The sequence below is a fragment of the Microvirgula sp. AG722 genome, assembly GCF_003269145.1.
Classification (GTDB): domain Bacteria; phylum Pseudomonadota; class Gammaproteobacteria; order Burkholderiales; family Aquaspirillaceae; genus Microvirgula; species Microvirgula aerodenitrificans.
Map to the genome: position 1 here is coordinate 84,850 of NZ_QLTJ01000004.1, position 24,496 is coordinate 109,345.

18 protein-coding genes, 1 tRNA gene and 3 CRISPR repeat arrays are annotated in these 24,496 nt (G+C 65.1%); of the genes, 4 read left to right on the forward strand and 15 right to left on the reverse strand.

All coding sequences use genetic code 11. The features are described from left to right. Positions 1–42 precede the first annotated feature (42 nt). From DFO50_RS08195 to DFO50_RS08205, 3 genes are read right to left on the reverse strand one after another with little or no spacing between them, the layout of a single operon-like run. Positions 43–381: a Rieske 2Fe-2S domain-containing protein gene (locus DFO50_RS08195; protein WP_107889567.1), complete on the reverse strand. Its 339-nt coding sequence runs from the start codon at positions 379–381 to the stop codon at positions 43–45. After that, positions 357–1,019 (reverse strand): HAD-IA family hydrolase, encoded by a 663-nt coding sequence (locus DFO50_RS08200; RefSeq protein ID WP_233495220.1) that lies wholly within the window; start codon positions 1,017–1,019, stop codon positions 357–359. The genes DFO50_RS08195 and DFO50_RS08200 overlap by 25 nt, the downstream gene beginning before the upstream one ends. Continuing rightward, a complete protein-coding gene (locus tag DFO50_RS08205) occupies positions 1,016–1,954 on the reverse strand; it encodes an RluA family pseudouridine synthase (RefSeq protein ID WP_028500584.1) in 939 nt (312 codons plus the stop codon). The genes DFO50_RS08200 and DFO50_RS08205 overlap by 4 nt, the downstream gene beginning before the upstream one ends. A 526-nt stretch (positions 1,955–2,480) precedes the next feature. On the opposite strand from DFO50_RS08205, the gene DFO50_RS08210 reads away from it, so the two are divergent. After that, on the forward strand, positions 2,481–5,750 hold the full coding sequence (locus tag DFO50_RS08210) for an Rne/Rng family ribonuclease (RefSeq protein ID WP_112692311.1): 3,270 nt from the start codon (positions 2,481–2,483) through the stop codon (positions 5,748–5,750). A gap of 75 nt (positions 5,751–5,825) precedes the next feature. Continuing rightward, positions 5,826–5,901 (forward strand) — tRNA-Asn (locus DFO50_RS08215). 196 nt (positions 5,902–6,097) lie between these two features. Continuing rightward, a CRISPR array of direct repeats spans positions 6,098–7,225; the repeat unit is 29 nt; unit sequence GTGTTCCCCGCGTACGCGGGGATGAACCG. A gap of 89 nt (positions 7,226–7,314) precedes the next feature. Here the strand turns inward: DFO50_RS08215 and cas6e are convergent. The 6 genes from cas6e to cas3 all read right to left on the reverse strand — a co-directional run bounded on the left by cas6e (position 7,315) and on the right by cas3 (position 15,159). After that, positions 7,315–8,019 carry a type I-E CRISPR-associated protein Cas6/Cse3/CasE gene (cas6e, locus tag DFO50_RS08220; protein WP_028500586.1) on the reverse strand — a complete coding sequence of 235 codons (705 nt, stop codon included), beginning with the start codon at positions 8,017–8,019 and terminating at the stop codon, positions 7,315–7,317. Then, positions 8,016–8,759, reverse strand: a complete 744-nt coding sequence (gene cas5e, locus DFO50_RS08225; protein WP_028500587.1) for a type I-E CRISPR-associated protein Cas5/CasD — start codon at positions 8,757–8,759, stop codon at positions 8,016–8,018. Before cas5e ends, cas6e begins: the two co-directional genes overlap by 4 nt. Before the next feature lie 3 nt (positions 8,760–8,762). Continuing rightward, positions 8,763–9,815 (reverse strand): type I-E CRISPR-associated protein Cas7/Cse4/CasC, encoded by a 1,053-nt coding sequence (gene cas7e / locus DFO50_RS08230; RefSeq protein ID WP_112692312.1) that lies wholly within the window; start codon positions 9,813–9,815, stop codon positions 8,763–8,765. Between the two features lie 16 nt (positions 9,816–9,831). Continuing rightward, positions 9,832–10,425: a type I-E CRISPR-associated protein Cse2/CasB gene (gene casB, locus DFO50_RS08235; protein ID WP_107889572.1), complete on the reverse strand. Its 594-nt coding sequence runs from the start codon at positions 10,423–10,425 to the stop codon at positions 9,832–9,834. Next, positions 10,406–11,989: a type I-E CRISPR-associated protein Cse1/CasA gene (gene casA / locus DFO50_RS08240; protein WP_112692313.1), complete on the reverse strand. Its 1,584-nt coding sequence runs from the start codon at positions 11,987–11,989 to the stop codon at positions 10,406–10,408. The genes casB and casA overlap by 20 nt, the downstream gene beginning before the upstream one ends. A 416-nt stretch (positions 11,990–12,405) precedes the next feature. Further along, the gene (cas3, locus tag DFO50_RS08245; RefSeq protein ID WP_112692314.1) at positions 12,406–15,159 is read right to left on the reverse strand and encodes a CRISPR-associated helicase Cas3'; all 2,754 of its coding nucleotides are present in this window, start codon (positions 15,157–15,159) and stop codon (positions 12,406–12,408) included. A 273-nt stretch (positions 15,160–15,432) separates the two neighbouring features. Next, a CRISPR array of direct repeats spans positions 15,433–16,499; the repeat unit is 29 nt; unit sequence GTGTTCCCCGCGGACGCGGGGATGAACCG. A 275-nt stretch (positions 16,500–16,774) separates the two neighbouring features. Here cas3 and cas1e point away from each other — a divergent pair. After that, positions 16,775–17,695, forward strand: a complete 921-nt coding sequence (gene cas1e, locus DFO50_RS08250) for a type I-E CRISPR-associated endonuclease Cas1e (RefSeq protein WP_028500591.1) — start codon at positions 16,775–16,777, stop codon at positions 17,693–17,695. After that, positions 17,676–17,975: a type I-E CRISPR-associated endoribonuclease Cas2e gene (gene cas2e / locus DFO50_RS08255; protein WP_107889575.1), complete on the forward strand. Its 300-nt coding sequence runs from the start codon at positions 17,676–17,678 to the stop codon at positions 17,973–17,975. The genes cas1e and cas2e overlap by 20 nt, the downstream gene beginning before the upstream one ends. 91 nt (positions 17,976–18,066) lie before the next feature. Beyond that, positions 18,067–19,195: direct repeats of the CRISPR family, unit length 29 nt; unit sequence GTGTTCCCCGCGGACGCGGGGATGAACCG. 113 nt (positions 19,196–19,308) lie between these two features. On the opposite strand, the gene DFO50_RS08260 is transcribed toward cas2e, so the two are convergent. The 6 genes from DFO50_RS08260 to DFO50_RS08285 all read right to left on the reverse strand — a co-directional run bounded on the left by DFO50_RS08260 (position 19,309) and on the right by DFO50_RS08285 (position 24,458). Next, a complete protein-coding gene (locus DFO50_RS08260; RefSeq protein WP_112692315.1) occupies positions 19,309–21,090 on the reverse strand; it encodes a family 2A encapsulin nanocompartment cargo protein cysteine desulfurase in 1,782 nt (593 codons plus the stop codon). Continuing rightward, a complete protein-coding gene (locus tag DFO50_RS08265) occupies positions 21,065–21,994 on the reverse strand; it encodes a family 2A encapsulin nanocompartment shell protein (protein ID WP_112692316.1) in 930 nt (309 codons plus the stop codon). The genes DFO50_RS08260 and DFO50_RS08265 overlap by 26 nt, the downstream gene beginning before the upstream one ends. Positions 21,995–22,094: 100 nt before the next feature. Beyond that, positions 22,095–22,319: a helix-turn-helix domain-containing protein gene (locus tag DFO50_RS08270; RefSeq protein WP_112692317.1), complete on the reverse strand. Its 225-nt coding sequence runs from the start codon at positions 22,317–22,319 to the stop codon at positions 22,095–22,097. Continuing rightward, positions 22,316–23,290, reverse strand: coding sequence for a serine O-acetyltransferase EpsC (epsC, locus tag DFO50_RS08275; RefSeq protein ID WP_112692318.1), 975 nt, complete (start codon positions 23,288–23,290; stop codon positions 22,316–22,318). The genes DFO50_RS08270 and epsC overlap by 4 nt, the downstream gene beginning before the upstream one ends. A gap of 4 nt (positions 23,291–23,294) precedes the next feature. Continuing rightward, positions 23,295–23,801 (reverse strand): rhodanese-like domain-containing protein, encoded by a 507-nt coding sequence (locus DFO50_RS08280; RefSeq protein ID WP_112692319.1) that lies wholly within the window; start codon positions 23,799–23,801, stop codon positions 23,295–23,297. 243 nt (positions 23,802–24,044) lie between these two features. Then, complete coding sequence (locus DFO50_RS08285; protein ID WP_112692320.1) at positions 24,045–24,458, reverse strand: hypothetical protein; 414 nt, start codon at positions 24,456–24,458, stop codon at positions 24,045–24,047. Positions 24,459–24,496: the final 38 nt, after the last annotated feature.

A 24,496-nucleotide genomic window follows, 5' to 3' on the forward strand; every position in this document is an offset into this window, starting at 1 on the left:
CGGTCAGAAGGGCGAGGGCGAGCTTAACAGAAACCCGGAGGCTCAGTCGGCCACCAGCCAGACACTGCCGTCGCGTTCGATGACCGCCACTGGTTCCAGTTTCTGGCCGGGACAGGGACCGAGCACGCACAGGCCATTGTCGGCGCGAAAATGGGCACCATGGGTGCTGCAGACCAGGTGATGGCCGTCGAGGCTGAAGAAGCGGCTGTCGTTCATGTCCAGCGGCATCGGCCGGTGGCGGCAGAGATTCAGGTAAGCGCGCACCTGCGAGCGGTAGCGGACCACGAACGCCTCGCCGCGCGGCGTGGCGAAGCGCACGCCGTCACCGCCGTCGACCAGCGCCGACGACGGGCAGATCAGCGTGGCAGCGAGGTCAGCCATGTATCGAAACCGGCAAAGTCGTCGAACACCGCCAGCGGTGCCACGGCCTCGAGCTGCTGACGCGGATGAGCGCCCTGCGCCAGCCCGCAGCCGGGCACGCGGGCGTTCTTCGCCATCAGCAGGTCGTGGGTGGTATCGCCGACCATCAGGCTGGCGCCGCGCTCGACGCCAAAGTAGTCGGTCAACTGGTCGAGCATCTCCGGATCGGGCTTGGACGCGCACTCGTTGACGGTGCGGGTGGCATCGAACAGGCCGCCCAGCCCGCTGGCTTCCAGCGCGCGGTCGAGCCCGGGACGGCCCTTGCCGGTGGCCACGGCGAGGAAATAGCCGGCCTGGCGGTAGGCTTGCAGCGCCTCGCGCACGCCGGGGAACAGCTCGACTGTCTCTTCGCCGGCCAGATAGTTGCGCTTGTAGGCTTCAACCATGCCGCCGTAGTCCGACTCGGCCAGACCCGGGCAGGCGACGCGCATGGCGTCACGCAGGCCGAGACCGATCACGTGCGACGCGCGTTCGCGTTCCGGCACCGGCAGACCGAGATCGGCGCAGGCGCGCTGGATCGAGCGGGTGATGTGCGCGGTCGAATCCATCAGCGTACCGTCCCAGTCGAACACCAGCAGGGAGGGAGGAGCAACCATCATGACTTCAGGCTTTCGGCAAAGGCGACCAGTTCGCGCGGCAGCGGGACTTCGAACAGCAGCGGTTCGCCGGTCAGCGGGTGGGGCAGGCTGAGGTGCCAGGCATGCAGGAACAGGCGTTTCAGTCCCTGGCGTGCCAGCATCTTGTTGGTATCGTAGTCGCCATACTTGTCGTCGCCGGCGATCGGACAGTCGGCCGACTGCATGTGGACGCGAATCTGGTGGGTACGACCGGTGCGCAGCCGCGCCTCGACCAGGGTAAAGCCCGGCAGGCGCTCGACAATGCGGAAATCGGTCTGCGAGGCCAGTCCGTTCTGCTCGTCGACGCGCACCCGGCGCTCGCCGTCCGGCAGCGTGTACTTGAACAGCGGCTTGCGTACCGACTTGCGCGCCGCCGCCCATTCGCCGACACCCAGTGCCAGATAGCGCTTGTCCGGAATATTGTCGCGCATCATCGCATGCAGCTTGACCAGCGCCGAACGCTTCTTGGCCAGCATCAGCAGGCCGGACGTATCGCGGTCGAGGCGGTGAACCAGTTCGAGGAAGCGGGCCTCGGGCCGCGCGGCGCGCAACTGCTCGATCACGCCGAAGCTGACACCGGACCCGCCGTGGACGGCAACGCCGGACGGCTTGTCGATGACCAGCATCGCATCGTCCTCGTAGACGATCGGGAACACCGCCGCCGGCACCGGCCGCGCGGCATTGTCGCGCACGGCGATGCGGATCGGCGGCACGCGCACCAGATCGCCGCCGGCAAGGCGGTAACTGGCGTCGATGCGCCCCTTGTTCACCCGCACTTCCCCTGCGCGGAGAATGCGGTACACATGGCTTTTCGGCACCCCTTTCAGGATCTTCAGCAGCCAGTTGTCTATCCGCTGGCCGGCCTCGTCTTCATCGATGGAATGGAAGGTGACGGAATCTTTGCTCGGAGGGGTCATATTGCTTATACTTCGGTCGCTTTATCGTTGCGACGCGACGCGCGTGGTGGCGGTGAAGCGTAACGCCTTCGACCGGTTGCGAAACGAAAATTTCGCCGCCAGCGGGTCTGGGGCGCACAGCCGGCGACGCAGTTTTTGCGTCGACCTGACGCGGTGAAATGACGGCTGGCGACAAAAAGGTTTGTATCGCTCACCGAAAAGTAGCGATGTTAATGCATTTGAGCGCACGACGCACTTTAGGCAAGTTCCTGTTTCCTGATGCCCTAGCCAGTCAGGAAACCATGCAGCGAAGTTTGACCCGACACGGCCCACACCCCGAAACGGCACCGCCAGACACTGTCGATGCCGTCGCGCCTGACGCGATGTTCCGGGCCGTGCAATACATGAGACGCCGGCTAACGCGATACTCCGTTCCCGATCTTTCCATCGAAGGCGCATCTTTCGGATAGCATCCGCCCGCAAAGCCGGCGGATGGTCAAAAACTGGCTGCAATTCCCGTGCGACGTGCGTGCTGGGAACACCAAACATGAAACGCATGTTGTTCAATGCGACGCAGGCCGAAGAGCTGCGCGTCGCGATCGTCGATGGGCAGAAGCTCATCGATCTCGACATCGAGACGGTCGGCAAGGAACAGCGCAAGGGCAATATCTACAAGGGCGTGATCACCCGCATCGAGCCCTCGCTGGAAGCCTGCTTCGTCGACTACGGCACCGACCGTCACGGCTTCCTGCCGTTCAAGGAAGTCTCCCGCACCTATTTCAACGCCTACGAAGGCGGTCGTCCGAAGATCCAGGACGTGCTGCGCGAAGGCCAGGAACTCATCGTCCAGGTCGAGAAGGACGAACGCGGCAACAAGGGCGCAGCGCTGACCACCTACATCAGCCTCGCCGGTCGCTACCTGGTGCTGATGCCGAACAACCCGCGTGGCGGTGGCGTATCGCGCCGCATCGAGGGCGAAGAACGCAACGAGCTGCGCGAACTGATGAGCCAGCTCGAAACCCCGCAGGGCACCAGCCTGATCGCCCGCACCGCCGGCATCGGCCGTTCGTTCGACGAACTGCAGTGGGACCTGAACTACCTGCTCCAGCTGTGGACCGCCGTTGAATCCGCCGCCGGTGCCCAGGCCGCGCCGTTCCTGATCTTCCAGGAAGGCAGCCTCGTCATCCGCGCGATTCGCGACTACTTCCAGCCGGACATCGGCGAACTGCTGGTCGACACCGAAGAAATCTGGGACCAGGCCCGTCAGTTCATGGGCCACGTGATGCCGGGCAACGTGAACCGCGTCAAGCTGTACAAGGACGACGTTCCGCTGTTCTCGCGCTTCCAGATCGAACACCAGATCGAAACGGCGTTCTCGCGCCAGGTTGCGCTGCCGTCCGGCGGCGCCATCGTCATCGACCATACCGAAGCACTGGTGTCGATCGACGTGAACTCGGCCCGCGCCACCAAGGGCGCGGACATCGAGACCACCGCGCTGAACACCAACGTCGAAGCGGCCGATGAAATCGCCCGCCAGCTGCGCCTGCGTGACCTCGGTGGCCTGATCGTCATCGACTTCATCGACATGGAAAACCCGAAGAACCAGCGCGAAGTCGAAAACCGGCTCAAGGACGCACTGCGTGCCGATCGCGCCCGGGTCCAGATGGGCAAGCTGTCGCGCTTCGGCCTGCTCGAACTGTCGCGTCAGCGCCTGCAGCCGAGCCTGGGTGAAACCAGCCACATGCCGTGCCCGCGTTGCCATGGCACCGGCTTCATCCGCGGCATCGAATCGTCGGCACTGCACATCCTGCGCATCCTGACCGAAGAAGCGATGAAGGAAAACACCGGCGCGGTCCACGTCCAGGTACCGGTCGACGTCGCGACCTTCCTGCTGAACGAGAAGCGTGCCGAACTGTTCGGCATCGAAGCCCGGCTGAAGGTCGAAGTGGTGCTGATCCCGAACATCCACTTCGAAACCCCGCACTACAAGATCACCCGTCTGCGCCAGGACGACATGACGGAAATCGTCGAAGACGACGGCCCGAGCTATCGCCTGGCCGAAGCACCGGAAGAAGACGCGATGGAAGCCTACCTGGCCGACCGCGTGAAGCCGGAGCGTCCGCAGGCCGCCGTGCAGGGCATCACCCCGCAGCAACCGGCCCCGGTCCGCGAAGAACCGGCCGCACCGGCTGCCCGCCAGAGCGCTGCCCGTCCGGCCACCGCCGCTGCCGCACCGCAGGGCCTGTTCCAGCGCATCATCGCCTGGTTCCAGGGCGATACCGACAAGAAACCGGCCACCCCGGCTGCCCGCCCGCGTCCGACGCCGGCTGCGCAACAGGCCGGCGGCAGCGATGCCAGCCAGAAGCGCGACCGCAAGCAACGTCACGCCAAGACCGAAGAACAGCGCCGCCGCTCGCCGCAACAGGGCGAAGGCACGCCGCGCCGCGAACGTCAGGATCGCAACCAGGAAGGCCGCGATCGCAACGACCGCACGCCGGAAAACCGTGGCGAACGCAACGACAATCGCCAGGAACGCGGTGACAACCGTCAGGAACGTGGCGAACGCAACCCGGAACGCAACACCCACGAACGTCGCGAACGCGGCGATCGCAACCCGGAAAGCCGCGAACGCAATGACGTCCGCGCCGAACGTGGCGAGCGTCCGGAACGCCGCCCGGTCGAGCGTCAGGAACGCCAGGAACGTCAGGACGTGCCGGCACCGGAAGTCCGCGCCGAAGCCGCCGAAGGCCGTCAGCCGCGCGAACCGCGTGAACGCCGCCGCAACCCGCGCCGTGAAGAACAGCGCGATGCCCCGGCTGCCGACGAGCTGATCAACAAGCCGGTCACCATCGGTGACCTGCCGCCGGCCGAAGAAGAAGCACCGGAAGCCGAAACCGAACGCGCCGAACGCAGCAACCGTCGTCGTCGCGGCCGTCGTGGCGGAGAACGTCGCCCGGAAGCGGAAGACAACGGCGTCGCCAGCAACGGTGACATGCCGCTTGCCGCCGAGCCGAAACCGGCTGCCGAACCGCGCGCAGAACGCCAGGAGCGTCAGGAACGGCCGGAGCGCCAGCCGCGTCAGGAACGCCAGCCGCGTCAGGAGCGTCAGGAACGCCCGGTCGTGGCCGAGCAGCCGGCGCAGGAAGTCCGCGCCGACATCGCTGAACCGGCACCGGCAGAAGCCCGCGAAGTGCAGGCTGATGCCCGCGCCACCTGGATCGAAGAGGGCGGTTCGCAGTCCGGCATCGACATGCTGAACACGACGCCGGAAGAAGTGCCGGTCAAACCGGCCCAGATTCTGGCCGAAGCCGAACCGGTGGCTGCAAAGCCGGCCGCGCCGGCAGTGATCGAAACGCCGAAGGTCGAAGCCGAAGCCGTGGCCCCGGTGATCGAAGCCGCTCCGGTGGTCGAGAAGGTTGAAGCCAGGGTCGAGGTAGCACCGGTGGTGGAACGCGTCGAAGCGCCCAAACCGGTCGAAATCAAGGCCGAAGCGCCGGTAGCCAGAGCTGCTGAAGTCGCCGCCCCGGTCGCCGACGGGCTGGTCATGGTCAGCACCAGGGCCGTTACCACCCCGGTTGCCGAAACCGAAGTGGCCCCGACCGCCCCGGTCCGCCGTCGCAACCAGCAGCGCCAGCAGCAGCCCGTCGTGGCCGAGCCGGTATCGCTGGTCCAGATCGAGACCGCAGGTCATGACACCCCGGCCGACACGGCCGAGACCCCGGCCGCCGAAGCCCGCCGCCGCGCCGACGTGGCCCAGCCCGCCGCTGCCGGCGACGCTGGCCAGAACGGCCTGTCGCAGGTCGAGACGCGCCACTAAGCGGAAGTCCGTCAACCTTCTGCATGCAGGGGGTTGACGGAATCAGCAGGCTTCCGTAGAATCTCTTTTCTCGATTCCCCGATAGCTCAGTTGGTAGAGCGCCGGACTGTTAATCCGTAGGTCCCTGGTTCGAGCCCAGGTCGGGGAGCCAGAATTCAAACGCCGTGAACGCATGTTCACGGCGTTTTCATTTGTGGGTTGCCGGGAGAAACAGGCCGGATGGCCGCCGGTGTGCGAGGCTGCTATCGTACTGGCTGCGGTGTGCATGAGCCCCCTTGCCGGGTGCTGAAAATCGGTAGATTTTTGCTGTGGCAAATAATCGTTTTTAATCAGGTGGTTATTTTTGAGTGTTCCCCGCGTACGCGGGGATGAACCGGTGTACAAGCATTGTCCGACTGATCTTCTCGCGTGTTCCCCGCGTACGCGGGGATGAACCGATAAACCCCATCCTGCATGACGATCAGTTCACGTGTTCCCCGCGTACGCGGGGATGAACCGGCTGGGTCATTTTCCTGACCACCCAGAGCGACGTGTTCCCCGCGTACGCGGGGATGAACCGGTGCGGGAATTCGACATCGTGTCGAGTCAGACGTGTTCCCCGCGTACGCGGGGATGAACCTCTTCAACGAATGACATTTTCGGCAGGCAATCGAGTGTTCCCCGCGTACGCGGGGATGAACCGTTCGACGTGGTCTACATCGGCACCATCCTGCAGTGTTCCCCGCGTACGCGGGGATGAACCGCAATCGAGATAGCTTTCCCGCTTGCCGCCGGGGTGTTCCCCGCGTACGCGGGGATGAACCGACCTCGAGATCGAACACTCGTACAACGGCCCGGTGTTCCCCGCGTACGCGGGGATGAACCGTGATCTTGCGGAATGGGACGTGGAAAGAAAACGTGTTCCCCGCGTACGCGGGGATGAACCGGCTGGTGAGTGCGTTACGCCGCTCGCCACGCGGTGTTCCCCGCGTACGCGGGGATGAACCGCTCACCGACGGCGGCGGACTCGCCCTCTGGGTGTGTTCCCCGCGTACGCGGGGATGAACCGCGCGCCTATCGTGCGACGCTGGTCGCAATCTGGTGTTCCCCGCGTACGCGGGGATGAACCGTTGGGAGAACCGGAACGCGGCAGCAGCGCCCTGTGTTCCCCGCGTACGCGGGGATGAACCGGACGACACCCACCTGCGCAGCAAGTGCCTGGAGTGTTCCCCGCGTACGCGGGGATGAACCGAAATCGCGCGACCGCATTGACGGCATCGTGGCGTGTTCCCCGCGTAAGCGGGGATGAACCGACGACATCGAGCATGTCGAGCCGTTCGGTTTTGTGTTCCCCGCGTACGCGGGGATGAACCGTTCGTGAAAACCGGGAAAATTTCCTTCGCTGAGTGTTCCCCGCGTACGCGGGGATGAACCGAAAACCCTTTCCCGCGCGCAATTCAATCAGCTGTGTTCCCCGCGTACGCGGGGATAAACCGCTTGCGGGCCTTGCCTGCATCAGCGTCAATGGGGGGTCTTCACCCAGGCGAAGAACGGCCGAACGGACCCCCGCCGGGCCTGCCTGCGATCACGCCAGCCGCTTGACCAGCAGCAGCCCGCAGCCAAATGCCTGGGCGTGGCCGAGGCTGGCGTTCTTTCCCGGGAGCGGCTGGCCCAGCATTGCCTGGGTCAGACGCTCCGGGTCCTGCACGCGCGCCATGCCCTGATAGTCGACGCTGGAGAAGCGCAGTTCCCGGCCCTTGCTGCGCAGAACGTGCTGGCAATAGCCATCGGCCTGGATCTGGTCCGGGTCGATCTGCAGGCCCCAGCTGGCAGCGCGCTTGTCCAGCCAGGCCAGCGCAGCCTGCCGGATTGCCTGCTGCAGTGACTCACCCTGCAGCCCGGCCTGTCTGGCGAGGGTCTTGGCATGCATGAGGACGTCGTGACGCTTGCCGCGCTGGTCGGGGGCGCTGGCGATGGCCACTGTCGGATTGGCGCGCAGGCTGAAGTCGACCCATTCGCCTGTCTCCAGCCGGGGCTGGAAGGGTTTGCTGTTCACCGTGACCAGCGGATGCCAGGACTGTGGCTGACGTTGCGAGACCAGGTAGTACAGCAGCGTCCCGCTTGCCGCACTGGCGGCGCGAAACAGGAAGTCACGCGGCGCCTTGTCGGGCGAATCAGGGAACAGGCGCCAGATCAGCGTGTGGTCACGATAGGCGTCGCCAGCGTCGAGGCCGCCTTCCTGCGCGGCCAGCGCGCCGCTCTTGATGCTGATGCGGGAGAAGTAGCTCATTGTCTTCCTTCGGCCAGGTATACGTTTTCCTGCCGGGTGTCGAACTGCCAGCGCCGGCGCGACAGCGGCTCGTCATGCCGGGTCTGCCTGAGCGTGACCGGCATGCCGGCACTGTCCATCCTCGCATCCCAGTAATAGCGGGCCAGGCGGTCGGGGCGCAGGCAGGCAGACTGGTGATGGCGGTCCTCCGGGATCAGCGTCTCGTCATCGCGGCTGTCCAGTGCGGCTTTCAGGCTGGGAAACGATTCGAGCCGGGGGTTCAGCGGCAGGGCCAGCGGGCAGGATTTGCGCCCCAGATAGGGTACAAAGACCGGGCGCTCGATGGCCGCACCCAGCGTGGCCAGATCGTATGCCGCATCCGCCGTCGCCTCGATGGCCACGGTGTACAGGCTGTCGCAGCGGTAGTCGCGGCTGGTCAGGATGGTGTTCAACCTGTCCGGGGCGCGCATTTCCTGACGGCGGGTGGCGTAGCTGAATTTCTTCGGCAGGTCCGGCCATTGCACGGTGTGGTAATCGCGCAGTGGCAGTCCGGCCGACAGCAATTTGATGCCGAAGCGATAGCCGGCGCCGAGCGCCTGCTGCCCGGCCTCATCGTCGCGGCGGATGCCCAGCGCCGCCCCGAGCAGACCCAGCAGCGCCGAGCGTGACGGATGGGGCGCGCCCGGGCGCTGTTCGCCAACCGCGACCTCGCCCCAACTGGCCATTGGTCCATAGAGACGCAGTACCAGATATGAGTGCATGGCTTACTCCGCCGCGAATGCCAGCAATCCGGCCAGGCTGCCCGAACCGGTCAGGACATTGAACTCGTCACGGGCATCGGCGCAGGCACCGTAAACCTTGTCCATATTGTCACGCAGCGTGGTCAGCGCCTGGATACCCTCGCTGGCGTAATCGTTACCTGCTACCGGCTTGAGGAAGGCCAGCGACAGACTGCGTGGCTGGCGGCTGCCTTTTTCCACTAGCGCATAGTGGGCATAAGCGCGGCTTGCATAGCTGTTCTGCTTGCCGGTCGGGGCGACGGTCAGCGCCGCTTCGATCAATGCCTGCAGCGCGGCGTTCAGCAGGGCCTCGTCGCCGCCCAGATTGCGCTTGAGCAGTTCCCGGTCAATGCACAGGTACTGGTAGAGCACGGCAGCGGCGAACGGGCTTTCACCGATGTGGGCGGCACCGGCGTCCTGCACATTCAGGTCGTCGACGGCGGTGAAGTAGTCGTCTTCCAGCACCGAGGCGTGAATGCCCAGGGCATGCGCCACCTGGACTGCCGCTTCCCCGTTGTATTCGGTCTTGCTGGCCAGCATGCGGCCGAACATGGCGATATCCACTGCGTGCTGGGTGTGCAGCAGGGCGTCCAGTTCAGCCTGCTCCGGTTCGCGCTTCCCGGCGATCAGCGTGGCGATCAGCGCATCGAGCGTGGCCTTTTCTTCCGCTGACACATGGACCAGCTGTTCGATCTCGAACGACTTGTCCTTTTTCAGCGCCCCGTAGACCTGGGCAATCTTGCCGGCGCTGTCGCCGGCCAGTTTTTCATTGAAACCGGCGGCCCGGAAACGCTCGTAAGCGTCTGCGCCCAGGCGCTTGGTCCGCGTACCGAGGCTGCCGTCGCTGCTGCCGACCTGGCTGCCAAGGCGGGCAGCGAACACGTCGGACGTGCGCCATGCGCGCTTCAGACTCTGCGACGACACGCGCAGACGTTCGGCGCCGCCCATCAGCGCCGTTTTCGGTCGGCCGAGATCATCGCGGTTCAGGTTGGACGGCGGGTAGGAAATCAGGGTGTGCAGCTGGATGAAACGGGTCATGGTCGAGGCTCCAGGGTCAAGAGGGTTGCCGGGCTTGTTCGTCGGCGGATTCGGGCAGGGCGGCCTGGTAATAGAGGGTGGCCCAGCGCAGCTTCAGGCGTTGCGCGGGCGGCAGGGCCGGATCAGGCTGGCGGTATTCATGCACCCAGTTCAGCAGATCGTTGGCCAGCCGGCCGACGTCAGTCGTGCCGCCGAGCAGGTCGACGGCACGGCGCGCCTGACGGAAAAAGGCGACCTCGTCACGGCAGGTCTGCAGTTGCTGAAAGCGCAACTCGCTCATGCATGGCCGGTCGGTGCCGTTCTTGCTGCCCAGCGCACGGGCAAAATCCTTGCCGGGAATGTGGTCGGTGACATGCGACAGCACCCCGGCGGCCAGCGCCAGCGCAGACAGCGGCACGGCCGGGCCATCGGCCTTTTGCAAGGCCTGCGCCAGCCGGTGCAGTGACGACAGCAGCAGCACGTCGTCGGGCAGGGCGCAGCGGCGCAGCTGTGCCCGGTCGCCGTGGGTCAGCATGGCGAACGGACCCGCCGGCCTTCCGTTCTCGTTCTGCAGACCGTTCCACCACAGGACGACGAGCGCTTGCTGCGGCTCACTGAGAAACTGCTTCATGGGCTTCTCCGGAAAATTGCTTGATCATCTGTTCCATCTGCTTGTGCGGTTTGGCACGCCACAGGCCGCGCCGCAGTTCGTCCCGGGCCTTGATGACCCGCTTCATGTTCATTTCCTCGACCGGGGCATTCAATATCCAGCGGTCGAACAGATTCAGGGTCTGGCTGCGCACGGCTTTCAGCCACTGGGTAAAAGCGGGGACACAGTGCTCGTCTTCCAGCTGCGGCAGTGATGCCAGTTGCTGCACGGCGGCGTAGAAGGACGTTTCCGTGTGCTGCCAGAAACTCTGTTCGACTGCCGGTTCCTTCTTGCTGCTGCCGCAGGCCAGCTTGACCTGCTCGCCGAGCAGGGATGCGCTCTGTTCGGCAACGCCAAGCACCTGGCGAACCGCCTGGGCAAAACGGCGCTCATCGTGGCTGACGGGCTGGTACAGCGGCAGCGTGCTGTCGTGCCAGGCCCTCGCCTTCATGTTGTCCATCTCGAAGCCGAAGCACCACAGCCGGGCTTCGCCGCGTTCGCACAGGCAGTCCGCCTTGCCATCACGGCGATTGAAGTCGGAGACGACGGCCGCTACCTTCATGCTGTCGTCCTCGCCAAAAGTCAGACTCAGCCAGTGCTGGTAGCTGCCTGCGGCCCGCCCGCCCTTGGCGGGCAGGGCCGGTTTGACGTGTTTGGGGTCGATGGCGTACGGCGTGAGGGGGTGCAGCCAGTTGCCGGTGTAGTTGGTGCCATAGTTGCGGGTGCGGTAGCGGGTGTAGAGCTGCTCATGCGGCTGGCCGCAGATCCCGCATTGCCCGGCCTGTGTCTGTGTCTCATCCAGCCGCAGCCGGCGCGGCATGCTCCAGTAGGCTTGCAGCGGATGGACATCATCGGGGCGGGTTTCCACACCGTTCTTGTCACTGATGCGGGTCGCCGTCAGCCAGGGCAGGCTGGCTGCAAGCGGTGCCGGCTGCCGCCAGGCCTCGTCGCCCGTTTCCAGAGGCAGCACATTCAGCCACAGCTTCTGCCACAGCGTGGCCTCGGCGTTTGCCGGCAAGACCAGCGTGCTGAGCGGACCACCGCCGCGCAGCGAGGTACGGTGACCAACGCCACCGCTCGGCGCATTGATCTGCAGGGTAAACAGCGCCTGGGCCACGCAGGCCGGGCACAGCCCCTGCCAGGAGCCCAGCTTGTTGAAGAACAGATTGGAGTCCGAGCCACGGTCGATCAGCAAGTCGGCCGTGCTGTTGTCCTTTGCCTCGGTCAGCGGGTCCAGATCCTGCATGAAGGCGGCGCCATTCCCGTCCAGCTCGAAAGCAGGCTGCAATGGTGCCAGCCATGCCTGCAGGGTTGCCGCATCAGGCGGCTGTCGCCACAGCCGGTGCCAGTCGTCCATGTCGGCGGGCGCATGAGCAGTCTGCAGCAGACCGATCAGCAACTGGTAGAGCGCGCCACGAAAATCGGCCCGCGGGGCCAGCACATCGACCACATCCGGCTGCGACAGCGCATGGACACTGGCCGGCAGCGCGCTGCCGTCAAGGCGGCGCAGGAGGAGCCAGTGGTTGTCTGGATCAAGCAGGTTCATTCGTGGCGTTTCCTTTACGGATTACTCTTTGAAATCAATGCGTACGCTTTTGAGTCTGGCAGCGGTGATCAGGAGGAAAATTAATAGAATAAACGTCCATGACTCCAGGCCATTATTTGTGATGGCCATGGCAAGGCCTGTCAGAAAAGTACGCATACAGCCCCCAAAGTGGTGAAGATGGGAGGTAATGTAGTTCAGTTCTGGGAGTGATGGCAATTTAATGTTAAGTACGGAGTAGCTATTGTGATTCCTTCGTTGTTTGGCTGATGGCCACGGTTTTTAGTCAATCTGCTACCATTGGCGCGTTCCCCGATTATTTGGGGATGAACCGTACGGAGTAGCCATAGGCTTCATCTCGGCCATCATGTTCCCTGCATTCGCAGGGTGGACATCCGGGTGGCTCAGGCCCCCGGATGTCATCTCAGAACCCCTCCCTGTTCCAGCCCATACCGCACCGTGACCGGCCTGCCATCCGCATCGCAGCCATGACCAATCCATTGCCCGGCCTGCTCGTCCGGCAGCAGCGGCAGCACCAGATCGAACTCACTCATCCATGGCTGTTCACTGTGCAGCTGCGCCAGCGCAGCGGCAAAACGTTGCTGCCAGTCGGCGCTCAGGGCCTGCAGCTGGTGGCTGGGCAGGCGGATCGCCGACATCGACCACTGGCGCAGGGGATCAGCATCGCGGTACAGCGGGCGCAGTCCGGATTCCGGTGTATCGCCGGCTTCCGCCAGATAGACGGTGCGCGTTTCCGCGCCGAGCCGGGTCGGGATGTTGGCTTCCTCATCCCAGAAATGGCTGCTGCCCTCGCAATAGCCTTTGCCCAGCTCCAGCGAATTGAAGCGGGCGATGTCGGCCTGGCTCATCGCTTCGCCCAGGCATCTGGCCGATGCCTGCTGCAGGGCCGCCGGAACCCGGGCTTCGGCGTCATCGCCATAAACCGCTTCCACCAGTTGACGAACCGCGCTTGCCTGCCCGGGCACTCCCGGAGAGATGATGCAGCCGGCGGCCAGCAGCGCCTGCTGGGTCAGCCATGATTTGGCGAAGTCGGGATAGACGTATTGCGCGCCGGCAAAGACCTTGCCGTACCAGTCGGCTTTCGGTTCCGGGTCCGGTGGCGGACCGAACACGCACAGCCGGGGAGCCGGGCGCCGCTCGATCCCGTCGTCGGCCGGCTGGCCATCGGCATGGCGGGCATGCCGCTGCAGACGGCCGGCGCGCTGGATCAGCAGATCGATCGGTGCCAGATCGCTGATCATGATGTCGGCATCAAAATCCAGAGACTGTTCCAGTACCTGGGTGCCAATCAGCACCTGACCCCGGCGCATGGCGGCGGTAGCGTGTTTGCCGAAAAGGTCCAGCACGCGATTTTCGATATCCAGCCGGTGGCCAATGGCAAAGCGGCTGTGGAACAGGTGCAGGTTTTCGGCCGGCAGCCGCGCCTGCAGGGCGGCAAAGCCCTGGCGCGCATCGTCGACGGTATTGCGAATCCAGCAGACGCAGCGTCCGGCAGCCGCTTCTTCCGCAATCAGGTCAAGAACGGCGGCCTTGTTGTCAAAGAGCTGCACGGCGACCGTGCGTCTGACCTCGGCGCGGGTTTCACACGGCGTTGCCAGTGTCACCTGAGCGGCAAGCCGGGTGGTCAGTGGGTAATGCGGATCGAGCTCGACGTATTCGGCTGCCAGTCCCAGCCCGGCGCGAAAGGCGTTCAGCAAACCGGTTTTGACCGTGTGCGGCACGGTGGCCGACAGCAGAATGGCGCTGCCGCCCTGTGCCGCGTGTGCGCGCAACAATTGGCACAGCAGGGTTTTGACATACGGGTCGAAGCTGTGAACTTCGTCGATCACCAGCACCTTGTCGCGCAGACCGGCCAGTCGCAAGGACTGGTGCCTGGCCGGCAGTACGGCCAGCAGGGCCTGGTCGATGGAACCGACGCCGACATGGGCCAGCAGTGCCTTCTTGTTGCCATCCGCCAGCCAGGCATTGCAATGCATGCTGGCGCTGCCTTCCTGCGGGCCGTAACCGTGATCCGGCTGTTGCAGCGTGCGGGTGAAATCGTCGACCAGTTGCCGGGCAGAATGGGCCAGCACGATCGAGGGGGCACTCTGTGGCTGATAAAGCTTGCGGTAGATGGCGCCGACGCGCCGGTACATCTGGTTCGACGTCGCCATGGTGGGCAGGGCGAAGTACAGCCCCTTGCCGTGACCGGCCGCCATCAGCCGGTGTGCCAGAATCAGCGCCGCCTCAGTCTTGCCGGCGCCCGTCACGTCCTCCAGCAGGAACAGCTGCGGTCCCGGATCCAGCGTCACCGTGGCGGCATAGTGCTGCAGCGGGGTGGGGGTGTGCAGATAGTCGATAAAGTCGGTCAACCGGTCGGCACCGCAATAGGGGGCCACCACACATGCCCCCAGCCCGTTGTGGGCGATGGCCTGGCGCGCGGCCGGCAGGGCATGGTTGAACCAGTAATCGTCGAGCGGCAGCGGCTCGCTGTGATAGCGGAAAAACGCCTGGCTGGAACCCAGCCAGTCGGCCAGAACCATCAGGCCGGCCAGTGGCCAGCTGACGGTTTTGCTGTGCTCGCGCGAGATGCCCTCTGGCGCATGCAGCCCCTCCGGCAGCAAAAGCGCCACCACGTCCTGACAGAATGCCGTTGCCGCCGTCTGGTCATCGACCAGGAAATAGTCATCGGCATGCAGCTTGCTGCTGCTTCCTTCTTTTGGCGGCTGGCCGTGATGGCCGCAGACCACGCGTATCCACTCGCCCCACAACTTGTCTCTGGGGGCTGGCAGCAGGTTTTCGGGCAAGGTGCGCGACAGACAGTCCAGCCAGAGCAGAAAGCCCAGGGTATCGTGGCGCTGGGTATACGGTCGTGCCTTTTCGCATGACACCAGCCCGGGAGAATCATGCGGACAAAGTCGCTGGAAACTGCGGGAGAACTTGCCGATATCGTGCAGGGCGGCAAAGAAGACCAGATGCTCCGCCAGTGCCCGGGGTTGCCAGTTCCAGCGCGCGGCGAGCACTGCCAGCCATTCGGTCTGCTGTTCCAGCAGACAGTGCATGACCGCTGCCACATCCAGCGAGTGCAGGGGCAACAGGTGCCAGGCGGCACTGTCGGCCGTGGCCGGGGAGGCCTTGCCCCAATAGCGCCAGTAGGATGCGGTAGTCTTCAAGACGATCCTGTTCGTACGGCATGGAAGTGAGCGAACAGACTATTCCGTTTGATTAATTTTTTCAAATCATCGACATGGCCATCATGATGCTGGCGATGTGACGTGGTCGAATGGCATGACCTTGTGTAGGGTATTGGTGCCTGTGAACGCTGGCGGTGGGGCCTGAAATACCGGTCATGCTGCGAGACGGAAAGCGCTGCTGCAAGCGTGCTGAAAATCGGTAGATTTTTGAGGTGTTAAATTGTCGTTTTTAATCAGTTGGTTATTTTTAGAGTGTTCCCCGCGGACGCGGGGATGAACCTCGTTGGCTGTCGGCCGAAGGGATGTCGCATGCGTGTTCCCCGCGGACGCGGGGATGAACCGACGCTGGGCGTCCTGTACGAGTTTCCTGCCGGGTGTTCCCCGCGGACGCGGGGATGAACCGCCGTTTGCGCTGCGGCCGTTCGGGAACAAGCCGTGTTCCCCGCGGACGCGGGGATGAACCGAAGGAAACGGCTGTGAAAGTGAAAGCCAATGTGTGTTCCCCGCGGACGCGGGGATGAACCGCTGGTGAGGTCGACCCAGTCGGCGGACTGGCCGTGTTCCCCGCGGACGCGGGGATGAACCGTTGTGCTCGGTATCGGGAGCGGGGGTGCTCGCGTGTTCCCCGCGGACGCGGGGATGAACCGCAGGTCGGCCGGATTGGCTGCTGTCCGGGCATGTGTTCCCCGCGGACGCGGGGATGAACCGTACAAGGCGTATTACCCGGCCCGCAGCACGCCCGTGTTCCCCGCGGACGCGGGGATGAACCTCGTCCGGGCTGAGCTTCCGCCCGCCGCTGCCGGTGTTCCCCGCGGACGCGGGGATGAACCGGCGGATTGACCGGCCAGATTCTCGCCAAGCACGTGTTCCCCGCGGACGCGGGGATGAACCGTCGGAGGTGTGCAGTTCCCGGCGCGCTATCAGGTGTTCCCCGCGGACGCGGGGATGAACCGCACAGGCTGCCCAACTGCAGGAACAGCTGCGCGTGTTCCCCGCGGACGCGGGGATGAACCGCTCAGCACGGAATCGTTCGTGCGGGAGCTGATGTGTTCCCCGCGGACGCGGGGATGAACCGCCCACTACAGAATCGACGACCGCCGGCGGCGCGTGTTCCCCGCGGACGCGGGGATGAACCGAGAGCATCACCCTGAGTGGCGTGTTGTTGCCAGTGTTCCCCGCGGACGCGGGGATGAACCGTATCGAGATTGAAATGGAGATTGTCGAAATAGGTGTTCCCCGCGGACGCGGGGATGAACCGGTTGGCGGCATTCTGACGCAGGCCAACAACTAGAGTTCCCCGCGGACGCGGGGATGAACCGAAAAGCAGCTCATTCTTGTCCGCCTCGGCAATGTGTTCCCCGCGTGAGCGGGATGGTGTCCCATTGGACGCTCAGGCTTTGCGCACCATGCTTTTCGCATGACATACTCATTCCGTCCTGATCAATGCGCGGGAAGGCCATATGGGCGGCGGAGTCATCCAGTCATCAGGTGAAGCTTGGCATTTTGATACGCTGCCGCCGGTGTGCCGGCAGCCATCGGCAGCAGGTGGCGTGCCGAGTCTCCATATATGCGGCATTGGCCGAGGGATGACCCGATGAGCCAGCCTCTCCCCAAACTCAAGCCGATTCCGGTCAGGGAACGGCTGTCGGTGCTGTTTGTCGAGCGCTGTCAGCTGGACGTGCTGGATGGTGCATTTGTCGCCGTCGATACGACCGGGATACGGACGCATATTCCGATCGGCGGTGTTGCCTGTCTGCTGCTGGAGCCCGGGGTTCGCGTGTCGCATGCGGCCTGCAAGCTGGCTGCCGAAGTGGGTACGCTGCTGGTCTGGGTGGGTGAGGCCGGGGTACGGTTGTACTCGGCAGGCCAGCCGGGCGGAGCGCGGGCGGACCGGCTGCTGCATCAGGCCCGGCTGGCGCTGGATGACGATGCCAGGCTCAAGGTGGTGCGCGAGATGTACCGGCGCCGTTTTGGCGACGAGCCGCCGCAGCGGCGTTCAGTCGAGCAGTTGCGCGGTATCGAGGGCACGCGCGTCCGGGCGCTGTACAAGTTGCTGGCCGGGCAGTATGGCGTCAAATGGCAGGGGCGAAACTATGATCGCAATGACTGGGACGCCGCCGACCCGGTCAATCGCTGCCTGTCTGCGGCCAACCATTGTCTGTATGGCGTGGTCGAGGCGGCCGTACTGGCGGCCGGCTATGCGCCGGCCATCGGCTTTATCCATAGTGGCAAACCGCTGTCGTTCGTCTACGACATCGCGGACCTGTACAAATTCGAAACCGTTGTTCCGGCCGCCTTTGCCGTTGCCGCGAAATCGACCGGCGGCAATGACGAACGGACCGTGCGACAGTCATGCCGGGACATGTTTCGCCGCACGCGACTGCTGGAGCGGATCATCCCCGATATCGAAGAACTGCTGGCGGCGGGCGGGCTGAGCGTGCCGGTCGTGGACGGGGTGGTCGAGGTGGCGATTCCGGAAGAGAAGGGGCTTGGCGATGCTGGTCATCGTACTTGAGAATGCCCCGCCCAGACTGCGCGGCCGCATGGCCATCTGGCTGCTGGAGGTACGGGCCGGCGTCTACGTTGGCACGTACAATCGCAAGGTGCGTGAATACCTGTGGCAGCAGGTGGAAGAAGGGCTGGAGGACGGCAATGCGGTAATGGCCTGGCAAGCCGCCAATGAGGCCGGTTTTGAGTTTGTCACGCTTGGACGCAATCGACGGATGCCGGTCGAATTCGACGGTGCCAGACTGGTGTCGTTTCATCCTCCGGATGCCGGTGACGTCACAGCCTAGGGTGGTTTGACGCTGGCCTTGGGCAAGGCAAAAAGTTGGTAGATTTTCCGGGTGCAAAATAGTCTTTTGTAATCAATTGACTATTTTTAGTGTGTTCCCCGCGGACGCGGGGATGAACCGGACATTCAATAACATCACGGGAAACAACATAAGTGTTCCCCGCGGACGCGGGGATGAACCGATCATGAGCCAGTACCTCAGCAAATCGGCGTTGTGTTCCCCGCGGACGCGGGGATGAACCGTACCTGAAATCACTAAACCCAGACTGGCCAGGGTGTTCCCCGCGGACGCGGGGATGAACCGAGTCTGAGCCTCTTCCGGCTTCCAGTTATATCTGTGTTCCCCGCGGACGCGGGGATGAACCGGAAGTGCCGCCGGCTGACTTCGTCGCCTGGTGCGTGTTCCCCGCGGACGCGGGGATGAACCGCCGCGACAGCAAGAACACCGTCGACACCAAAGGTGTTCCCCGCGGACGCGGGGATGAACCGAGAACGCGTACATGCTGTTCTCCGAGCAATTCGTGTTCCCCGCGGACGCGGGGATGAACCGGTACTGACCAGCACGTTGCGCTTCACTGCGATGTGTTCCCCGCGGACGCGGGGATGAACCGCGTTATGCGCCGGTGCGGTCGCGGCTGGTCGCGTGTTCCCCGCGGACGCGGGGATGAACCGTGGACCTGATCGACAAGGACACGTTGCAGCCAGTGTTCCCCGCGGACGCGGGGATGAACCGCGGCGAATGAATCTGGCCGCAAACTGGCTGAGGTGTTCCCCGCGGACGCGGGGATGAACCGCCGCCTATCTGCGTCGCAAAGCCGCCAGCGTCGTGTTCCCCGCGGACGCGGGGATGAACCGTACCGCTTCGCACGCGAGCCGCACATCACCTGGTGTTCCCCGCGGACGCGGGGATGAACCGGCAGGGGGGCTAAAACCCGGTATCTACAATCTGTGTTCCCCGCGGACGCGGGGATGAACCGACTGACGGCACGTTCCAGCAGTTTCTTGCCAAGTGTTCCCCGCGGACGCGGGGATGAACCGCACTGGCTGGTGGGCGGAGGCTGGGCCTACGACGTGTTCCCCGCGGACGCGGGGATGAACCGCCTTCATTGGTGCCGAGGCCCTGCAAGGCGCAGTGTTCCCCGCGTCCGCGGGGATGAACCAGATATGCCGGCATTTTGGTCATGACCAAATCGTGTTCCCCTCCGGCGCGGGGAGAAAATACCCACTTCCCATGACTGCCGACCCGGTACGGAAGCGACCAGAACAAACGGGCAACCCCGTCCATTCCCTCCCGGGAATGCACCGGATTGCCCGTTCTGGCTTGACGCGACCCTCTACCGTCGTGCCAGCCCCCTGACCACGGCCACCAGCTTGTCGACCTCTTCGCAGGTGTTGTAGAACGCCAGCGACGGCCGCACCGTGGCTTCGACGCCGAAGCGGCGCAGGATCGGCTGTGCGCAATGGTGGCCGGAGCGCACGGCGATGCCTTCGCGGTTCAGCGCGTCGCCGACTTCCTCCGGTTTGTAGCCCTGCAGGACGAAGGATGCGACGCTGGTCTTGTGCTGCGCGGTGCCGATCAGGCGCAGGCCGGGGATGGCGCGCAGGCCGTGGGTCGCGTATTCGAGCAGCGCGTGCTCGTAGGCGGCGATATTGTCCAGGCCCAGCTGCTCGACGTAGTCGATGGCGGCGCCAAGGCCGACGGCGTCGGCGATGTTGCCGGTGCCGGCTTCGAAGCGGGCCGGGGCGCCGTGGTACAGCGTGCGCTCGAAGGTGACGTCGGCAATCATGTTGCCGCCGCCCTGCCACGGCGGCATGCCGTCCAGGATCGCCTTCTTGCCGTAGACCACGCCGATGCCGGTCGGGCCGAACACCTTGTGGCCGGAGAACACGTAGAAGTCCGCATCCAGCGCCCGCACGTCAACCCGCAGGTGGGACACCGCCTGCGCGCCGTCGACCAGCACCGTGGCGCCGACGCCGTGTGCAAGCGCCACGACTTCGTGCACCGGGGTCACGGTGCCCAGCGCGTTCGATACCTGGGTCACCGCAACCAGCCTGGTGCGCGGTCCGAGCAGCTTGCGGTACTCGTCGAGCAGCAGTTGTCCGCTGTCGTCGACCGGAATCACGCGGATCTTTGCGCCCTTTTCGGCCGCCAGTTGCTGCCACGGCACGATATTGGCGTGGTGTTCCAGGTGGGAAACGATGATTTCGTCTCCCGCGCCGATATTGGCTGCGCCCCAGCTCTTTGCCACCAGATTGATGGCCTCGGTTGCGCCGCGCACGAACACGATTTCGTCCGGCGAGGCCGCGCCAAGGAAGCGGGCCACCTTCTGTCGTGCCGCCTCGTAGGCATCGGTCGCCCGCGCCGCCAGTTCATGCGCGGCACGGTGGATGTTCGAGTTCTCGTGGGCGTAGAACCAGGCGAGCCGGTCGATGACGGCCTGCGGCTTGTGCGTGGTCGCGGCATTGTCGAACCAGACCAGCGGCTTGCCGTTCACCCGTTCCTGCAGGATCGGGAAGTCGTGGCGCACCCGGTTCACGTCCAGCGGCGGCTGGCTGGCGGCCTGTGGGGCACTGCGGGCCGGACGGCCGTCGGCTGCCGGGTCGAGGAAGTAGAAATGACCGCTGCCGTTTGCCGGTGCTGCCCGGTCCCGTGGCCGGTGGTCGATGTCGGCCAGCAACTCGCGCAGCGCCGTTTCGCCGGGAAAGCCGAATGGCTGTGCGGCGAGGCTGTGCGGTACCGACAGCCCGCTGGCGGACGGATAACCATTGCCGCTGTCGAGGAAGTAGTACGGCGACGACGAGGAGGGCGCCGACGGCGCAGCCAGCGTCGGCAGCGCGGCAGCGTAGCCCTGCGGCACGCCGGGCGCGGCATTGTGGCCGCGTGGTACGCCGGCGGCGGCCGGTGCTTCGCCCGGCGGGGCTGCCGGGGCCAGCGTCGGCGAGCCGCTGCCGGAGGCGATGACCGGTCCGGTCGCGCGCGGCGGGGTTGGTGCCGTCGGGGCGGCCGGCGGCGATCCCGGCAGCGCGGCGAAGAACTCGCCGGCCAGCTGCGCCAGGGTCAGCACGTCCGGCAGGCCGGCCGGGACCGGCTCACTTGTAAGTGTCTGGATAGTCATGGTACTTGCCAATTTCCACGTCTTCGAGAACGGCCAGCGCATCGTCGGACAGCACTGCCAGCGAGCAATACAGCGAGATCAGGTAGGACGCGATGGCATTGCGGTTGATGCCCATGAAGCGCACCGACAGCCCCGGGCTCTGCTCGCCGGCCAGGCCTGGCTGGAACAGGCCGACCACGCCCTGGCCCTTGTCGCCGGTGCGCAGCAGCAGGATGCGGGTCTTGCCGTCCTCGACCGGCACCTTGTCCGACGGGATCAGCGGGATGCCGCGCCAGGTCAGGAACTGCGAGCCGAACAGGCTGACGGTCGGCGGCGGCACGCCACGACGGGTGCACTCGCGGCCGAAGGCGGCGATGGCCAGCGGGTGGGTCAGGAAGAAGCCCGGCTCTTTCCACACCCGGGTCAGCAGGTCGTCGAGGTCATCCGGGGTCGGGGCGCCGGTCAGGGTCGACAGCCGCTGCTCGTCGGCCACATTGGCCAGCAGGCCGTAGTCCGGGTTGTTGATCAGCTCGCTTTCCTGGCGCTCCTTGATCGTCTCGATGGTCAGCCGCAGCTGTTCCTTGATCTGGTCATGCGGGCTGGAGTACAGGTCGGACACGCGGGTGTGCACGTCCAGTACCGTGGTCACGGCGTTGAGGAAGTATTCGCGCGGCTGTTCTTCGTAGTCGACAAAGGTCGACGGCAGTTCCGACTCGTCCCGTTGCGAGCAAGCGACACGTACGTCGCGCGGGTTCCTGACCTTGTTCAGACGGTAGATGCCGGCTTCGACCGGTTGCCATTGCAGCAAGTGGGTCAGCCAGCGCGGCGAGATGATGGAAAGTTGTGGAACCGTCTTGGTGGCGTTTGCCAGTTGACGGGCGGCATTGTCGCCGAGCGCCAGCTGCGCATCGTGTTGAGCGGACATCAAACTGCTCCTGGGGTGAGTGGAAGGGAATCGGCAAACAGGGTCCGCTCGTTGATGGCGACTGGATATGCTATCGACATCAACGGGCGGTCCTGGGCATTCAGGCTGCGAGGCGGGTTCCGCAGCGGGCGACCCGTCCGGGCCGTTTCAATCCGGGCGCGCCGGCGAGCCAGGCCATGGTGTTCAGCGATGGCACCACGTCGCCACGCTCGATCCTGCCGGGGCAGGATCGGTTCAGGTCGGCGCGTTCCGCCAGCGCTTCCTGCGCGCAGGCCCGCGTCTCGCGGAGCTGGCGCACCTCGCGGCCAAAGTGATGCGGGTTCATGGCGCCGGTCCGTCGCGCGGTGGCGTTTCCTGCTGCAGACCGGCCTGGGTGATGGCGCTGCCCGGCGGCACGCTGCGGGTCAGCCAGACATTGCCGCCGATGGATGAGCCGCGGCCGATGGTGATCCGGCCGAGCAGGGTGGCGCCGGCATAGATGACCACGTCGTCCTCGACGACCGGATGGCGTGGACCACCCTTGCGCAGCGCACCGCTGTCGTCGGTCTCGAAGCGGCGCGCGCCGAGGGTGACGGCCTGGTACAGGCGCACGCGCTCGCCGATCACGGCGGTTTCGCCGATGACTACGCCGGTGCCGTGATCGATAAAGAAGCCACGGCCGATCTGCGCGCCGGGATGGATGTCGATGCCGGTTTCGGCATGCGCCAGTTCGGCGACGATGCGCGCCAGCAATGGCACGCCAAGCCGGTACAGCGCATGGGCGAGCCGGTGATGCATGATGGCGACGATGCCGGGGTAGCACAGCAGGATCTCGTCCACACTGCGCGCGGCCGGGTCGCCGAGGTAGGCCGATTCGACATCGCTGTCGAGCAGGCGGCGGATCTGCGGCAGGCGGATGGCGAACTCGCGCACGATGCCGCGCGCCTTGTGGTCGATCTGCGCGTCCAGGTTTCCACTCTTGTGGCGCAGTACGAAATGCAGCTCCAGCCTGACCTGGCCGAGCAGGGCGTTCAGCGCCCGGTCCAGGGTGTGGCCGACGTAAAAGTCCTCACCGGCCGGACGCAGGTCCGGCGGGCCGAGTCGCAGCGGGAACAGCGCCGCACGCAGTGCGTGGGTGATGTCGGTCAGGATGTCGCGCGAAGGCAGCTCGCGGCTGCCCGGTTCGGCCTGGCGGTGCTGGGCGGCGCGCCACTGGGCGCGGGCAGTGCGCAGTTCGGCGACCACCTGTTCCAGCGGCCACAGGCCGTCGCCGGCGTCTGTGGCGGCGGGCGGAATGGCGAGGAAGGGAGAATTCATGCCGTCAGTCCTGTTGCCACGGCAGTTGCCGGTGACGCCAGCCCCCGGCCGCGCCGCGCTGCTGGTGCGCATCCAGCTCGCCCTCGAAGCCTTCCAGGACATTGAATACCGCGTCAAAGCCGGCGCGGGTGGCGGCCGCAGCGGCCTCGGCCGAGCGCTTGCCGCTGCGGCACAACAGCAGCAGCACGGCGTCCTTGCCGCCGGCGCGGGTTTCCAGTTCTTTCAGAAAACGCGGATTGCGGTTCAGTGCGGTGCCGGACGCCCACGGCACGTTCTGCGTGTCAGGCACGCGGCCGACGAATTTGACCTCTTCCGGCGAGCGGACATCGACCAGCTGCGCGGCGCCGGCCTCGACCAGTTGCCATGCCTGCTGCGGCGTGACGCTGCCGGCAAACGGCAGGTTCGCGACCCGGGCCTGGTAGCGGGCGGCGGCGAGAACCGGGTGTTCGTGACGGGGGGCATCAGCCCGTTCGCTGGCGGGGGAAATCAGGGACAGGGCTACGGTGGACATGCGGTTTTTCTCCATTCGGTTCGCGTCGGCACGGGCTGGCCGTGCTGGCGATAACCATCAGGATATGAATCCGCGATATGGCTGTAAAAGAATAAAGACTGGATTGGTTAGCACAAATCGTGATGATGAAACCGGCGCTTGCCGGCATGAAAAAACCCGCGCGCGGCGGGTTGGTCAGGGACTGAAGCACAAACTGGAACAGCAGACCGGGGGGTCTGCTGCGGTTGAACCGGCGTCTTGTGCTTACTTGGCGGCGGGCCGCTTGCTGGTCCGCTTGGCGGCCGGCTTTTTTGCGGCCGGGGCAGCCGGGGTCTTGGCCGGTGCCTTTTCCACTACCGGGGGGGCGGCGGCTTCGACAGCCGGGATGTCGCCGTCAGCGACCTCTGCGGCCTCTGCCGGTTCGTCGCTCGGTCGGGCACGCAGTTCGTTGGCCAGTTGCTCCCACAGCTTGCTGCGCGAGGAGATGTGGTGATCGAAGCGCCAGTCCTGGATCAGCTCGATGGCCAGGTCGAAGTGCGGCATGTTCAGGTCATACAGTGACTGCAGCCGGAACGGTTCGCCTTTTTCGATGGCGAGCACCAGCGACTTCAGGATGGTGATCTGCTCGGGTTCCTGATTGTTCTCTATGAGTTTTCGGATCTTCTTTGCAGCATTCATCTTCAGCCCGGAGGATATGACAAAGTCTCATTATTTAT

Coding starts and splice junctions, on each gene's coding strand:
- DFO50_RS08200 (WP_233495220.1), bottom strand. CDS start 1,019: ATGATGGTTGCTCCTCCCTCCCTGCTGGTGTTCGACTGGGACGGTACG.
- cas1e (WP_028500591.1), top strand. CDS start 16,775: ATGAGCCAGCCTCTCCCCAAACTCAAGCCGATTCCGGTCAGGGAACGG.
- DFO50_RS08280 (WP_112692319.1), bottom strand. CDS start 23,801: ATGTCCACCGTAGCCCTGTCCCTGATTTCCCCCGCCAGCGAACGGGCT.
- casB (WP_107889572.1), bottom strand. CDS start 10,425: ATGAAGCAGTTTCTCAGTGAGCCGCAGCAAGCGCTCGTCGTCCTGTGG.
- DFO50_RS08270 (WP_112692317.1), bottom strand. CDS start 22,319: ATGAACCCGCATCACTTTGGCCGCGAGGTGCGCCAGCTCCGCGAGACG.
- epsC (WP_112692318.1), bottom strand. CDS start 23,290: ATGAATTCTCCCTTCCTCGCCATTCCGCCCGCCGCCACAGACGCCGGC.
- DFO50_RS08265 (WP_112692316.1), bottom strand. CDS start 21,994: ATGTCCGCTCAACACGATGCGCAGCTGGCGCTCGGCGACAATGCCGCC.
- cas5e (WP_028500587.1), bottom strand. CDS start 8,759: ATGCACTCATATCTGGTACTGCGTCTCTATGGACCAATGGCCAGTTGG.
- DFO50_RS08285 (WP_112692320.1), bottom strand. CDS start 24,458: ATGAATGCTGCAAAGAAGATCCGAAAACTCATAGAGAACAATCAGGAA.
- DFO50_RS08210 (WP_112692311.1), top strand. CDS start 2,481: ATGAAACGCATGTTGTTCAATGCGACGCAGGCCGAAGAGCTGCGCGTC.
- cas7e (WP_112692312.1), bottom strand. CDS start 9,815: ATGACCCGTTTCATCCAGCTGCACACCCTGATTTCCTACCCGCCGTCC.
- cas2e (WP_107889575.1), top strand. CDS start 17,676: ATGCTGGTCATCGTACTTGAGAATGCCCCGCCCAGACTGCGCGGCCGC.
- cas6e (WP_028500586.1), bottom strand. CDS start 8,019: ATGAGCTACTTCTCCCGCATCAGCATCAAGAGCGGCGCGCTGGCCGCG.
- casA (WP_112692313.1), bottom strand. CDS start 11,989: ATGAACCTGCTTGATCCAGACAACCACTGGCTCCTCCTGCGCCGCCTT.
- DFO50_RS08260 (WP_112692315.1), bottom strand. CDS start 21,090: ATGACTATCCAGACACTTACAAGTGAGCCGGTCCCGGCCGGCCTGCCG.
- DFO50_RS08205 (WP_028500584.1), bottom strand. CDS start 1,954: ATGACCCCTCCGAGCAAAGATTCCGTCACCTTCCATTCCATCGATGAA.
- DFO50_RS08195 (WP_107889567.1), bottom strand. CDS start 381: ATGGCTGACCTCGCTGCCACGCTGATCTGCCCGTCGTCGGCGCTGGTC.